Origin of the sequence: Mesorhizobium zhangyense, from assembly GCF_011045115.1 — a bacterium.
In the GTDB taxonomy this organism is placed as follows: Bacteria; Pseudomonadota; Alphaproteobacteria; order Rhizobiales; family Rhizobiaceae; genus Mesorhizobium_M; species Mesorhizobium_M zhangyense.
Genome location: NZ_JAAKZG010000016.1, coordinates 1 through 14,221 on the forward strand (window position 1 = coordinate 1; position 14,221 = coordinate 14,221).

12 protein-coding genes and 1 pseudogene are annotated in these 14,221 nt (G+C 57.2%); 3 read left to right on the top strand and 10 right to left on the bottom strand.

The annotated features are described in order from the left end of the window. Window positions 1-376: pseudogene (locus G6N74_RS25625) on the top strand (HlyD family secretion protein); the annotation flags it as partial. Window positions 377-499: 123 nt separating this feature from the next. Here G6N74_RS25625 and G6N74_RS25630 read toward each other — a convergent pair. Then, entirely contained in the window at window positions 500-724 is a 225-nt protein-coding gene (locus tag G6N74_RS25630) for a hypothetical protein (protein WP_165120841.1), read from the bottom strand. Window positions 725-1,962: 1,238 nt separating this feature from the next. On the opposite strand from G6N74_RS25630, the gene G6N74_RS25635 reads away from it, so the two are divergent. Beyond that, window positions 1,963-3,279: a hypothetical protein gene (locus tag G6N74_RS25635; RefSeq protein ID WP_165120842.1), complete on the top strand. Its 1,317-nt coding sequence runs from the start codon at window positions 1,963-1,965 to the stop codon at window positions 3,277-3,279. A gap of 28 nt (window positions 3,280-3,307) precedes the next feature. Here the strand turns inward: G6N74_RS25635 and G6N74_RS25640 are convergent, their stop codons facing one another. The 7 genes from G6N74_RS25640 to G6N74_RS25670 form a co-directional block, all read right to left on the bottom strand. Then, window positions 3,308-4,102, bottom strand: coding sequence for a hypothetical protein (locus tag G6N74_RS25640; protein ID WP_165120843.1), 795 nt, complete (start codon window positions 4,100-4,102; stop codon window positions 3,308-3,310). 56 nt (window positions 4,103-4,158) lie between these two features. Continuing rightward, window positions 4,159-5,427 carry an alpha/beta hydrolase gene (locus tag G6N74_RS25645; protein ID WP_246245953.1) on the bottom strand — a complete coding sequence of 423 codons (1,269 nt, stop codon included), beginning with the start codon at window positions 5,425-5,427 and terminating at the stop codon, window positions 4,159-4,161. A 132-nt stretch (window positions 5,428-5,559) separates the two neighbouring features. Further along, entirely contained in the window at window positions 5,560-5,832 is a 273-nt protein-coding gene (locus tag G6N74_RS25650) for a hypothetical protein (protein ID WP_376767758.1), read from the bottom strand. Between the two features lie 59 nt (window positions 5,833-5,891). Further along, on the bottom strand, window positions 5,892-6,647 hold the full coding sequence (locus G6N74_RS25655) for a DUF2092 domain-containing protein (RefSeq protein WP_312857918.1): 756 nt from the start codon (window positions 6,645-6,647) through the stop codon (window positions 5,892-5,894). Window positions 6,648-6,717: 70 nt separating this feature from the next. Then, the gene (locus tag G6N74_RS25660) at window positions 6,718-8,610 is read right to left on the bottom strand and encodes a DUF3604 domain-containing protein (RefSeq protein ID WP_376767759.1); all 1,893 of its coding nucleotides are present in this window, start codon (window positions 8,608-8,610) and stop codon (window positions 6,718-6,720) included. A gap of 152 nt (window positions 8,611-8,762) precedes the next feature. Then, on the bottom strand, window positions 8,763-9,776 hold the full coding sequence (locus G6N74_RS25665; protein WP_165120847.1) for a HupE/UreJ family protein: 1,014 nt from the start codon (window positions 9,774-9,776) through the stop codon (window positions 8,763-8,765). Next, window positions 9,773-10,651: a peptidylprolyl isomerase gene (locus G6N74_RS25670; protein ID WP_165120848.1), complete on the bottom strand. Its 879-nt coding sequence runs from the start codon at window positions 10,649-10,651 to the stop codon at window positions 9,773-9,775. Before G6N74_RS25670 ends, G6N74_RS25665 begins: the two co-directional genes overlap by 4 nt. Before the next feature lie 283 nt (window positions 10,652-10,934). Here G6N74_RS25670 and G6N74_RS31275 point away from each other — a divergent pair, with 283 nt between their 5' ends. Then, a complete protein-coding gene (locus tag G6N74_RS31275) occupies window positions 10,935-11,330 on the top strand; it encodes an IS66 family transposase (protein ID WP_376767753.1) in 396 nt (131 codons plus the stop codon). A 75-nt stretch (window positions 11,331-11,405) separates the two neighbouring features. Here G6N74_RS31275 and G6N74_RS25680 read toward each other — a convergent pair whose 3' ends face one another. Together G6N74_RS25680 and G6N74_RS25685 are read right to left on the bottom strand one after the other, a co-directional pair. Beyond that, window positions 11,406-12,644 carry a Zn-dependent hydrolase gene (locus G6N74_RS25680; RefSeq protein WP_165120849.1) on the bottom strand — a complete coding sequence of 413 codons (1,239 nt, stop codon included), beginning with the start codon at window positions 12,642-12,644 and terminating at the stop codon, window positions 11,406-11,408. Next, window positions 12,641-14,161 (bottom strand): amino acid ABC transporter permease/ATP-binding protein, encoded by a 1,521-nt coding sequence (locus G6N74_RS25685; protein WP_165120850.1) that lies wholly within the window; start codon window positions 14,159-14,161, stop codon window positions 12,641-12,643. The genes G6N74_RS25680 and G6N74_RS25685 overlap by 4 nt, the downstream gene beginning before the upstream one ends. Window positions 14,162-14,221: the final 60 nt, after the last annotated feature.

Genomic DNA, 14,221 nt, shown 5'->3' on the forward strand with positions numbered 1-14,221 from the left:
TACCGAAGCCACCTGCATCTCAAAGCCGATGACCATCATTCCTATGGTCATAACCGAGATGCAGGATCTTATCGCAGCCGGCCAGGTCCGGGCATCGGACCAGTTGATCGACCCTCAACAGGTGGTAAAGCCCGGCACGATCACCGTCTTCATGGAGCCGCTTTTCGAGGGCGGGCTCGACGGCGTCCCGCCCGGAAGCAGCTGCATCGTCAATGCCTATACCAACAATCACGACCTTCTCGCGGCAAAGGATCTGAGCACCTCAAAATGGGTGTTTCTCCATGTCATCGACACGGTCGGAGTGGTGCACGCCATCATACTGAGACTGCAGGCGCTGCTTCTGCCCGTGCAGACACTCGTCCTCTCAGGACATTGAAATCAGCGCGGTGAGAGAGGAGTCTTACAAGGGAACGCAAAGCGGTTGTCTCCGTGTGTTGCCGATAGCCGACTCCGCTTCAGAGGACATAACTGGAGCAGGCTCTGCTTTAAAATGATGGGTTCACACTGTGTCCGGCGCGTCGCCGTCACCGCTGTTAGCGCGTGCGAGGTCTTTCGCCATCTCGATGAGCATCTGGTAAGTAGCAATCTGTCGATCACTCTGCTTGATCGCCATTTCCGTGCCCTTCGTGTTGCCCGATGAAGCCATCGACAGCAGCCCTTCCCGTTGTCGAAGTTCATCTGAAATAAGACGTTCGAAGAGTGCTATCGCTTCATCCGATGCCACCAGCCAAACTCCTTACACGGGAAGTTGCAAGCTTGTGCAAAATGCAGGCGAGATTGGTATCTCAAAATTCAGGTATCGACCCACTTCCCCGAAAGCGAGGCTCGGCGAAAGTAACCGAGGAGGTTTGTGATACGAGCCCCTACTGACAGCCCGACGAGAATGCCAGCATTCAATAGGAATGCAATATGCTGCGGTCATTGCCTGCCGTTAACGATTTGGACGCCTCCGGTGTATCGGACGAAGCGCATTTGATTCAAAAGCTGAGGCAGCACCGTAGGTCAGGTTCAATCGCCTCACTTTGCCCGCGCTCCGTTGTGATCTTGACCAGCGTCAAAGAAATCCGAAAAACTTGCAGGAACTCGCCAATCTCGCGGTTTTTTACACATTGTACTTTGCAACTGTTTGCAGTCTAATCAGGGAATGAGGGGATAGACGCCGTTCGAGCATCGAAATGCCAACAGCGAGGACCTCGACCATGCAACCCCTTCCAGGCATATGTGCGACCGCTTTGGCCGCGATTTTTACACTCCCGATCAGTCTCCCGGCTACAGCCACGCCACTATTCCTCCCAAAGGCACAGACAGCCCAATCCGATGTCGTCCAGATCCGGGACGGCCCCAGATGGCGCCAGAACTTCCGGAGGGGGGACAGCTATGGCTGGCACAATGGCTATCGTGGCTATCGCCACCATCGTCACGGCTATCGCGAGCATTATGGACTCTGGTTTCCAGGGGGTGCATTCATTGCAGGGGCTATAGTCGGCAGCGCAATCGCCAACAGCGGTAACTACTACGGCGGCTATGACGGGTACGAAGACAGGTACTACGGAAGAAGATACTATCCAGGCAGATACTACGACGATAGTTACTACGGTGAGTATTACGTCAATGGGCGTTCGTGCTCGCCCAGGATGGGCGATGCAGGTAAATGCCGGGAGTTTTGAACCAGTTCACTATGGCGGCAATCGTCGCAGAGTGATCATACTTTATTGGTGATTGCCGGCTTGTTGACTGGCTGCCTCAAAGCGGCCCGCAGGTGGGGCAAGCGCTTCTTGACAAAGTCGACTGTCATGCTTCCGGCAAGCCGCTGCTACCGACCGCCATATGTATCGTGCTACCGCGACTGCCTCGCGCATGCTGGCTTGCTGCTCGTTCAGAACAAGCAACTCGCACGGCGGATCAATTTGCACTTGGCGCTAGTATTCAAATGCAACCACAGTCTACAGCACAGAGCCCGCCATGAATGATGCTGCCCCTACCGTTGTGACTGGTCGATCCGATAACGCCGTTGCTGACACGCATCAGAAGGCGCTGGAGGTCAATCTCGATGCGACGAGTTTCGGCTCGTTCGCCGAGATCGGCGCGGGTCAGGAAGTTGCGCGATGGTTTCTGCGCGTCGGCGCCGCATCGGGCACGGTTGCCAAGACCATCTCAGCCTACGACAAGGAAGTGAGCGATGACCTTTATGGCTCCGGGACGCGCTACGTCTCCAGGCCGCGGCTTGAGACCATGCTTGATTGTGAATGGAAATCGCTTGTGCAACAGGTCGGTGATGCGCGCGGCAAAAACACGCGCTTGTTCGCGTTCGCCAATACCATTGCCGCCCGCAACTTTGCCGGCACCAACGATTGCCACGGCTGGGTCGGCGTCCGCTTTCAGGATCAACCGCGGGCTGAGGCGAGCGACGTTCTGCTGCATGTAAACCTTCTCGACAATTCCAACCTCCTTCAGCAGGAAGCGATGGGCGTTCTGGGTGTGAACCTGCTGCACGCGCTGCTGAATGAGCGGGCAGCCACCGGCGATTTGCCTGCGAGGATGTTCGCCAACCTTACAAATGATCGCCTCGAAATTGATCGGATTGTAGCGCGAGGCAGCGCGTTCGAGAGTTGCGATATGGGCGAATTGCACACAGCCTTGGCACGCGACGGTCGGGCTGAGGCAGTGACGTTGGATGGTGACGGTGCGGCCGCCACAGCCAACGAGTTTCTGTATAAAAAGTCGGTGGTGATCGTACCATTCACGACCGACCCGCTAGACAACCTTTCACCAGAAGCAATTAAGGCGTGCTTGGAAACGCTCCGCTACGAGGTAGCTGGGAATCCTGAGGTGAAGGATGTCATCGATGTGCGCCTAATGGTCGTCGATACTGATGCGTCGCTGCCTGCAACGGGCGAGGGGGCGGCGATGATCACACGGCATCGCCAGTTGTATCGCATCACTGCATTCGTGCGTCGATATACGCAGGCGCCGTTGCGTTTCGCGATGCCGCTGCCTGCGTTGATGCGGATTTTTGATGATGTGAAATATCAGCAACTGGAGGGCCGCCTGCTTGAGGGTATCGCGCGACTTTTCGGCTCGAACGTACGTTTACTGGCCTGTCCATGCCCTCGCGACGAGTTGCTTCACCTGCTCACGACCGAGTCGGGACATGGATGGGAGGTCGACGGTAATCGGCAATGGATAACTGCAGAGCAGTTGCGCCCCGCACCGCCTCTTCGACATCTTTATGAATATCTGCTGGCCAGTGGCTTCCTCGTGGCGATGCCTCCAAACTGAGAGGTCGAGATGTAGGGGGTTCTTGCACCTAAAATCGCACCACCAGCCCAAGGATTGGGCCCTGTTGGACCACATCGAAGATAAATCCGTCGTCGTTATTGTAGTCGACACCCAGTGCCCGGTAACCCGCCACCGCCGAAATTTGATCGTTGAACCGGTAGCCGATGGCCCCAGCAACGTCCCAGTCGATATCGGCTTCACCGGCGCCGACAAGCCCCCATGCCGTCAAATAGATATTGGGCGTGATTGAATAGTTTCCGCGAAAGCCAGCCATCCCATCCACCCAAGTCGCGCCGTCGCTTTGCGAGAGCCCATCAAGAATGCCACCGCTGAAGGAGATGTCGTTTTCGACCGACCACACTCTGACACCGGCAACGACATCGAGGCGACCGGAGTTGCTTTCAAACAAGGAGTAGCCTGCTCCTACCAAACCCGCAAACGTCTCTGATGATACTGCCACGTTTGACGCCAGAATGCCTCTGGGCGTCCCCGCAACGCCCGAAATCTTCGAATACATGATGTCGCCAAAGATGCTGTAGCGGCCATATCTCGCCTCGCCGATCGCCATAGCACCAAAGTCGAGATGGTCGACGATATCGCCGAAACTGGCATCGACGTCGACTGGCGGCAGGCCGAACTGACCTACCTCGCCCGATAGTCCCGCGGCCCAGAAATAGGGAGCGACCGAAAACGTCCAGCCCGGCTCGATCACAAGCTGGTGGGTTTCTGGCGCCACCGGCGAGTAAACGTCAGCAGCGGCGGCGCTGTCGGCGACCACGAGAATTCCGGCGCAGGCTAGTATGTTCACAAATCCAGACTTCATATATCCCTCCCCAACGTTCCAACTCGATGACAGCCAACCTTGTCTACCTCGATCAGCTACCGATCACATACGCTCCTGGTCCCGACGTTCGCGGCACCGCAATCGTTGTTGATTGGGCTGCGCTGCCCTGTTCGCCCGCGCGGCGTCGTGACGCCCAGTGCACCAACCTCGTTTGCATAATTATCCCGAGTATTCTGATCGACCATGGCAACAGGAGCGGCAATGGCGAGGCCAGCAGCAGTGCCAGCCACTGCCGCCGCGCCAGCTGTAGCAGCTACAATCCGATCACCAAAACCTACCCGACTGTCGGTAAGAGCTTGACCGTCCGAGATACGCGAACCAATGAGTTGGACGATCTCAGGTGACTCCGCAAATTTGCCATGGTTGAGTTTGTCCCCGGATTTGACCTTTGTCAGGTCGATTACCGTTATCTTGTTCGCCGCGAGTTCCTCCTTGTAGGGCGTCTGTTCCGGGTCGATCGATCCGAGCCGGGCGACATCACCCCAGACCCGACGCGAAACAGCCAGCGCGCGATCATCCTGTGAAACGAAGAGTGTGAATTTGGGATGCTGTTTGCCCATGTCGGCGATTTGAGAACGGAATACATCCACATCGACATCGGGAGCAGCGAGCATGATGTTCTTGAATTTCGGTGGAAGACCACCGTTGCGGATGGCCATCTGGCGTAGCGATTCCAGCGCCAACCAGTTTCCCATAGAATGGGCGAGAACAGATACTTCCTTTACGCCGGGGTCACGCGCCAGATATTGAAAGAGCGTTTCCAGTGCGTTTCGCGTGTAATTGGTGCTTTCGCGGTCATATCCGTAGGCAAAGGTACTTCCACGTGAAGGCCACGTGACCAAAATGGGAACGCTGTCGGTTCCTGCATCATTGGCAATTTGAGCAAACCGGAAAACCGAGTCCTCAAACCGATTATTGAAGCCGTGGATGAACACAAGAACGCTATGATCCGGGCTTTTCCTGGCAGAGGCGCTAAGCCAAACTTTCGCTCCCTCCAAGGTGAGTTCCTCGCCCTTGAGGACCGCGAAATCGGTCGCTGGATTGGGAGGTAATTTCTTTGGCCAGGCCACTTCCCCTACCTTGCGGACGTTGCTTGGAGGTATCGAGACGGTGATGTCAGCGAATGCGGGGGCCGGACCGCGCTCGCCCGTAAACATCTCCCCCGGCTTGGACGAACGGCTGCGGGTTGTAGCTACAAGCATTTCGACCTTGCTGGATGTTGGTGAGGTGTCAGCCACCGGCAGGAGTACGTCCTTTGGACGCCCTGCACACCCCAACAAGGCAACAGACAGGATTGAGGTCAGAAATAAGCGTTGGACACTTCCAGCGAAAGAAAATGACCTTGTGCACGCTAAGCGGCCGCTGATGGTGCTCACTGGTTTTCCTTTTGGCGCGAATTTGACTTTGGCGCGCGACAGCGGATCAACTAGACAGGATTAATCGACATAAACGACGACGTAGCGGCCACCGGACGACTGATAATACGCACCCCCGCAGCGCCACAGCGACATCCCGTTTACACTTACCCGTGCACAGGCCGGTGGCAGTGTTGCGATATAGATCGCCGATCGCCGTACCGTGCGCCGCGTCGTTCGGCGCGCGACACCAGCCACGCTTCTCGGTGTCCCCGGCCTGCCTACACGCGCCTCGGCGCTGGAGACGATCGAGCCGGTTGGAACGAACTGGCCACCAAGCCAGGCGTCGGTCATCAGGATGGCTGTGATCACAGCCGCGATAGAGAGATATTTGAAAAGCTTGCGCTGCGTGTTCATTCGCCACTCTCCAGTGTCAGTTCGCCGACCTCGTCCGAATATACCTGCTCGAGTTTCTTCGCGTCGGTCGGCGGCACAAAGGCAAATAGCTTAGGATCGTTTTCGGATGTCACGTTCCAGTTGCTCAGCCTCAGCGCGTACTGGGGCGCGCCGGTCACCCATTTGGTGGTGATCACATATTTCAATGGCAGCTTCTGCTCTCCCTTCTGCACCCAGATCTGCCAATCGACAGCATCGGTGCGGAAGGCCAGATGATCGCACTGAACCCCACCGATAGAGGCTTCACCGATCAGCTTTCCCTCTATCGCACCTTCGGTCATAACTGCGTATGGATCGGCCGAAAGCAGGTCTGCGCCGGCAGCGTCCAACCCAGTCGAAATCCTGAACTCTTCGATCGCCTCATCAAAGGATGGCCCCGGGCTTTCAAGCTGGGCGTAGACGTTCATGCCCTTGCCGTAGAGCGAGATAACTTTGCCGTCGAAGGTGACCTCAACGTCGGCATAGGGACCTTTGCGGGTCATGCGGAACCCTTCGCCGCGCGAGGCCGCGATGGAGCCGGAAGCGCTATACTGTATCTTTTGTCCGGCCGTGTCGACGATCTCATGATCGGTATCGTAGTCGACGCTGAATGCCTTCAGGCCCTTCAGATGGTTGGACATCGCGACGAGGATGTCGTCGGCGTCCTTATCTATGGCACTTTGGCTCCAGGCTGGGCCATAGGAAAGCACGAGCCCGACGGCGGCGGCGAGCACTGGGCGGGTTTGCCACCGCATAACGGATCGACTTGAGACAGTGCAGTTTGATTTTTGCATGTTCCCATCCTCACTTTGGTGTGTACCAAATCGGCGATGTGTAAGCGCGCTCCGTGGTGGTCATCCGCACCTCCGGCGGCATGGTCAGGCCAAAGTACTTGGCATCATAAGCGGTCCAGCGTGGCGTCGGGATTTCGATGACGCGGCCGTAGTAGAAAGCGCGCTGCTTCGGATCGAACTCGGGATCGCTCCAAACCGCGATTAGTTCCGGAGCGCCTATCGTGTTGGTCCATGTGGCGTTTTGCACATCCACCGTATCGCCCACCAGCGGCACCTTGCCATCAGTGCCCGGCTTGCGATCACCCGACCAAGCTACGTCGTAGACCTTCTCGTGTACTTCATCGGCAGAGTCGAGCCAGCCCTTGACGATCTGGTAGCGATCGAGGTTAGCGCCGATCGGATCTTTGAGAGCGGCAACGAGGAAGCTTGGCGCCTTACCAGCGGGTGCATCTGTCAGGTCGCCGCCCATCGGCACGCCTTTGCTGTAGCCAGCGAGAGCTGGGCTCCTCGAATTGGCGTCATCGGCTGTGAAATCGAAGCCGCCGAAGAAGCGCACCAGAATACGTGGCCCGGTGGTGGCATAGGTTTCCCGGCGTTTCATGGCGTCGAAGATCGAGGCACGCGTGTTTTCCTGGGCCCACACAGCGGCATAGCCCGACGCCGTGGTCTCCCAGCCCAGGATCTTCAGTCCAAGCTTCGGATTAGTCATAAATGGGTGGCTTGTTCGGCCCGGATTTGGCTCTCCTGAAGAAATCTTGCCCCAGAAATTGTCGTCATCAGCTGTAGAAAGGCCAGTGTGTGAGTCTGTTGAGCCGACAAGCCCAAATTTGTATGGATTGACGCCAAGCTTCGCTTCGAGTTTCAAGCCGTTTTTCAATGCGGAGCGCGTATATTCAAACTCCAACATCTCCGGTTTCTTGGCCTCGCTGAGATCGAGGTTACCCTTGTCCCATTTCTCGAAATTGGCGAATTCGTCGTTCGGCGACAGCGTCGGGTGGCTTTCCCCGTCTCCCTTCATCTGGGTGGTCTCGTAAAGGATTTCCCAGCGCTTTCGCTGCTCAGCGTAATCCCGGTCTATTTCCTTTCCGGTGGATGGCTCGACCAGTGGAAACATGGTCCCATTGCTGAGGTTGCCATTATGGGCGATGGCCAGCACACTGCCGCCTGTTTTCTCTTCATAGTTGCGCAACCACTTCCACAGGTCACGCGGGTTGTTGCTGCCGAGCGGCGGCTGTGTAGTGTACGGCTCAATGAGAGCCGCCTTTTCGCCACCGTCGCGAAAGATCACGTTACGATGTAGGTTGTTTCCCTTGTCGAGAGAGGTCCACTCGTAGCCAATGAAAGCGGTGAACCGCCCAGGATCATTGGCCTCCTCGGCGGCATCTATAATGCTTTGCCATACCGATCGATAGGCCGGGTTGCCCGGCTGGTAGGTAATGTCCGGCGGAAATTTCCCCTGCGAAAAGGCGACGACAATGTCCCACGCAGCCTCGGCGCCTTTTCCTGACTGGACCATATCATACCATTTCCGTCCCTGCGGGTTCTGCAGGATTTCCGGTTTTCCCGCGAGGAAGTCGGCGAAAAATCCAAGATTGTCGGAATGATCCGCGACAACTAGGAAATCGAGTGGACGCGACAGCTTTACTGGCTGGCCGCTTGAGGCTGTGATCTCCTCGCCCTTGGCGAAGCGATAAGCTTCGCGAGGTCCGATCCTCGCTCCTGCGGCGCCGGCGTCAAAGGAAAGCGCTGTGTGGAGATGCGTGTCGCCGAACAAGGGCCGCATCGGAAAGTTGCGTCCCGCCCAGGGCGAATAGGGACGCTTCGTCGGGAAAATGTCAGTGCCGGTCTTCGCATCGATGTCGCCGACATCGGTGTGCACGGCTTCCTGAGCCAGCGATGGCATGGAGGGTGCTGTCCACAATCCGAGAGTCGCGATACTGCGCAAGAGAGCATTCTTCAGGGTGTACCCAGTGTCGGTCATCATTGTCCCTCCCGTTTCGCGGCCGTATCAATGGTTCCGCGCATGCTTCTTGATTTATCGGATCGAGCGCCTCATCATCCATGAACTCGCAGCATCGCATCGAGCCGCTCGACGCCCCAAAATGCTGCTATCGTGCCGATCCCATATGCAGATGCGACGATTGCCTGCCGCGGGATCGTGAAGAAGCGAGTTGCCGAGGCGACGATCGCCAGAATGGCCGCAATAAACATCAGCTGTCCGACTTCGACGCCGACATTGAAGGAGAACAGGGCAAGGGGAATGTCGCCGCGCGGCAGGCCCAGATCGACTAGTGCTCCGGCGAAGCCGAAACCATGTAGAAGTCCAAATACGAAAGCCACGACCCAGGGCCAGGTGATGGTCAGGCTGATCTCGCCGCGCTCCATTCTGACGATCTCCGCTCCAACAAGGACGATGCTGAACGCGATCATCACCTCGACCGGTGCAGAGGGCAGCGTTGCCCAGCCGAGCGTGGCGAAAGTGAGTGTTATCGAATGCGCCACAGTGAACGCCGTGACTGTTTTCACCAGCATGCGCCAATCCCGCACGATCAGCATCAGCGAGGCAACGAACAGCAAATGGTCGAAGCCGAAAAGGATGTGCTCGATACCGCTGACGATATAGGTCTTCGCTACGGTCCAGTTGCTCTGCACGGCCGGGATCGTTGCATAGGGCGAGCCCGGCGTTAGCTTCTCCAGCCAGACATAGCCATCGAGAAATTCGATGCGCACGAGTGCGTCCGTCATCGTGTTCTGCAGGCCGTGGATCGAAACCGTTTGACCCTCGAGCGGCTCGACAGCTCGCATTTGCCAGGACTGCAGCATTGCGTTGCCCGTTGGGCGTGAGACGACCGGGGCGAGCCTTTCGACCTTGCCGGAGAACGTGGCAGACAAGGCCAGCCGTGCGTTGCCCTGCATCGGTGTCTTGAGCAACACGCTGAACACGCCGAGGGTCTCTTCTCGGACATCGAGATAGGCGGGCCTGACTTCGTGCGCGGCCGCATCTATGGGGGATGCGATGGCTGCGCAGAAGGATACCAGAAGACAGACGAGAAACTGGTGCCGGGTCATCGCATTGACACGTTCGTTGCCGGCTGCGGTTCGAGCTGCGCCTTCGCGCTGTCATCGACCTTCACACCGTATTTCTGGCGCAGCTGTGCGAGATAATCCTGACTCGCCTTCTGTTCGCTCTCGCGTCGCCACTCCGTGACCACTTTGTCACGAACCGCTTCGAACGGCGGCATTCGGGCGGTTTGCCTTTCGCTGACGAACACGAGATGCATTCCATAGCCGGACTTCAACGGCCCGGTCCATTTGCCGGGCTCGACCGCCAGCAACGCATCGGCGAACTCGGTCCCGAACGCGTTGGCGACGGCCTGCCGGTCGGCATGCGCCAACTCTGTTTCAAGCAGAAGCCGGTCTCCGAGTTTTGCTTCCTCGACGTTGACATCAGCGCTTAAGCCGGCGAGGACGAGGCGGGCATCCTTGACCGGGTCCTTGCGGCTTTCCGGATTGAAATAGATCTGGGAGAAAGACAGCTGAGGGCCTTCCTCGAAATGAGGCGCATTCGCTTCGAAATATCGGCGCAACTCAGCGTCTGTTGGCTCGGCCAACCGTGACGTATCCTCAACGAGGAATTTAAGCTTCTGCGCCAGGCGTCGCCGAATAATCGTATCGTTCTCGCCGAGGCCGATTGCTTGTGCTTCGCGCGCAAAAAGTTCCTCGGTTACGAGATTTGTGACCAGCCCCTGAAGCTCGTTGGTGTCGGGCGGCCTCAACCACTGGCTTGAATAGGTTTGCTTAAGCCATTGAATCTCACCAGCACCAATGCGTACTGGCTCGACGCCATCGGAGGGCGGCTTGTTCCCGCTCAGCCAAGCATAGGCTGAAAACAGAATAGCACCACTGACCGTGAAGTGAAGTAACGGTTCGGAGAGCAGCTTCATAGTCGTACAGTATGCTTAAATCGTTGAAAGGTAAACGGTACCAAATTACTATAATATACAAGATATGCGAAGGGTCTCTTTTAGCAATGGCCTTGCGGCTTATTATCCTAGATGCGGATTGCAAGGAACCCTAGCCGATCAACCGTCGGGGTCATTTCGGCATCGCCTCGGTTATCCGCTCGAAGGGATCGACTGGTGAGTGCCGCAAAAAACCTGGCGTCCGAGTTCCGCTGGATAGCCGAAATGGCTGGTAACGTAGGGCCGAATATGATTCCGTCTGGCTATGAACTGCGTGGCCGATCAGCTCCCGGACGACCTTGCCAGCGCGCATACGATGATCCTCGCCGAGCGCGCGGCACGCCGTGAAGCGGAGGCCATTGCGGCTCGCGCACAGGCGGTGAACGCGCATTCGTATGCGCTTATCGCCCGGTTGCGCCTTGAGATCGAGAAGCTCAACCGCGACATCCAAGGCAGCAGATCGGAGCGCAAGGCGCGTCTTCTCGAGCAGATGGAGTTGCAGCTCGAGGAGCTGGGAGCCGATGCCAGCCAGGAAGATGGCCGGATTTGTCTCACCAACAATGCCGCCGAACGGGCGCTGCGCGGCTTTGCTCTCGCAACCTGCGGCCCTGGCCGGATGGTTACGGTTTACTGGTCCTGCTCGCCGACGCAGATGATCTAGGAACTTCTTTCGTCGAAGAGGCAAAAATGCTCTACGAAAGCGTGGCCAGTCGACAGTTGCGTTAAAGGAACGCGGTCAGTGCTCGCTCGCCAGGTCTGTTACAACTTCCAGCAAGACCTGCGCTCCGTTGATCAAGTCGCCGTCCGGAGTATATTCGTCGGGATTATGGCTGATGCCTCGTGCGCTTGGCACGAAGATCATTGCGGTCGGGCATAGGCGGGCCATCATCTGAGCGTCGTGTCCGGCTCCCGACGTCATCCTCACGCATTTAAAACCTCGCAGCTCTGCGGCCCGCTCGATCCTGTCGACGATCTCGTCGCAGAATTCTACCGGCTGTGTTCGCGCGAGCGTCTCACTTCTCACAGTTACGCCGAGGGCATTCGAGATCGATATGATCTCATCGGCAAGCGCCGTCTCTGCCACCAGGAGCCGTTCTTCCCTTGGGCTGCGCAGGTCCACCGTAAGGGTGGCGCGTGAAGGTATTACGTTGATCGCGTTGGGCTCGAAATGGATGGACCCAACCGTCCCGACCATTTCCGTTCTGTGGTTCAGGGCAAGGTCATGTACGAAGTTCATGACTTTCGCCGCCGCATATCCGGCATCGCGCCGCAAATCCATTGGGGTTGTTCCGGCATGGTTGGCGACGCCATCGATCGTGATGCGCTGCCATGAAATCCCCTGCAGATTCTCGACAACGCCTATCTGCATTCCCAGGGATTCCAGAATGGGTCCTTGTTCGATGTGAAGCTCGACATAGGCTTCGGGAGTTAGAAATCCAGGATTGAGCTTTCCCGCATATCCAATGCGTTCCAGCTCTCGGCCAAGCAGCTTGCCGTCGATTGAAACTGCCTGCAGCGCTTCTTCCACGTCCATTCCACCCACATATACCAGGGAACCCATCATATCAGGGGTGAACCTCACGCCTTCCTCGTTGGCGAAAGCGGCGGCGACGAGCGGTCTCGGGAGATGAATTCCCGCGGACTTGACCGCTTCAATAACGCCAAGCCCCGCCAGAACGCCATAGCATCCGTCAAAAATCCCTGCATCGATGACCGTATCGATGTGCGAGCCCATCATGACGGGTGCCGCCCCAGCATTTTCCGATGTTTCGTAAACCGCGAAAATGTTGCCGATGCGGTCTATGAAAACCACCAGACCGGCTTCCTTCGCCCAGCGCACAAACAGATCACGGCCAAGCTTGTCGGCGTCGGTGGCAGCAAGCCTTGTCAATCGGCCGTCCTTGTCGACGCCGAGGCTCCCCAGTTCCTTCAGTCGGCGAACAAGCCGTTCGCCATCGACAATCAAGGCGGTCATCTGGTTCCTTCATTTTCAAAGGCGGACGAAATCGGCGAGACGGGCATCCCGCAAAACTCGTCACGCAGCGCATCCGGTGAGCCCTCGAAGACAACTTTCCCGCCTTCCATGAAAATCACCCGATCCGAGACTTCGAGCGCGAATTTCATCTCATGCGTCACGATGATCATAGTCCGGCCGGATTTTCCCAAATCGGCCATGATGCGAAGCACTTCGCCAACGGTTTCCGGATCCAGCGCTGACGTCGGTTCGTCAAACAGCAAGACCGAGGGGTTCATCGCCAAAGCCCTTGCAATGGCGACACGCTGTTGTTGCCCGCCGGAAAGCTGATGCGGATACTTGTTTTCGTGCGCGAGCATTCCGACCTGGCTCAAGATCGCCCTGGCACTGGCCCGGATCTCGCCGACACTTCCACGATTGTGGTAATGGGGTCCTAGCGTAACGTTCCCGAGTACCGTCTTGTGAGGGAAGAGATTGAAGCTCTGAAACACCATCCCGAGTTCCAGCATCTCGGTTTTGGCTTTCGGCAGGCTCATGCTGAGCCCCTCTTCACGACCGGCTATGAAGGGCTTCTCCTTCAGATAGACGACGCCCTGATCAAGCGTCTCCAGCCCGTTCAGTGACCGGATAAGGGTGGTCTTTCCAGACCCTGACGGTCCGATAATCGAGACAACTTCCCCCTGACGAACGGCCAGATTCAAGTTGCTGAATACGGAATTGTCGCCAAAGGATTTCCCGCCGCGGTCAAGTCGGATTACCGGTTGGCTGTCGTCCCGTTCCATGACCGACGGCGCGGCCGGCGAATCCGTATCTTCAATCCCAGCCTTCGAAAGCGCGGTGAGGCGATTGGAGAAATCGAGGTGCCGTTCCAGCGCCTTGAGCAAAGTGTCAAAAACTGTCACGATCAGCACGTAGTAGAACGCGACCGCTACCATGGTTTCGATAACCTTGAAGTTCTGTGTGTAGTAGCGCTGGCCCACAAGAAGTATTTCAGCCAGCGATATGACGGAGACGAGCGAGGTCAGCTTGACGATCGAGATGAACTCGTTTGCGAGCGACGGGAGAGCAATTCGTAGCGCTTGCGGAATGACCACGAGCCGTTGGATGCCGGAGCGCGAGAGGCCAAGCACATTTCCCGCCTCATATTGTCCCTTGCTGACGGAAACCAGCGCGCCTCTGTGAATCTCGGCAATATAGGCTGTCTCGCTTAGAACGAGTGCGATCAGACCGGAGATGAAGGGAATCGAGAGGAAAGCCCCTGTCGACGGGAACGCTTGCGGGAGATTGTAGACGAAGATCAGCAGCACCAGTAGCGGTAGGCTCCGGAAGAACCAGACGTAGACAGACGCGATCTTTCTTACTGCGAGAAAACTGGACCGATGTGCGAGGGCGACGAAGAATCCAAGTATCACGCTGATGATCCAGCTCGCCAGGCTGAGTTCGACAACAAGCAGGGTTGCGTTCCAGAAGTCGCGGCTCCAGAGAAGCCCGATCGTATAGGACCAGTCAAATTCCATTGTTTCGTTTCCGGTGCTGCCAACAAGGCGTAGCCCCAAAGGGGCTACGATTGCGCGGGC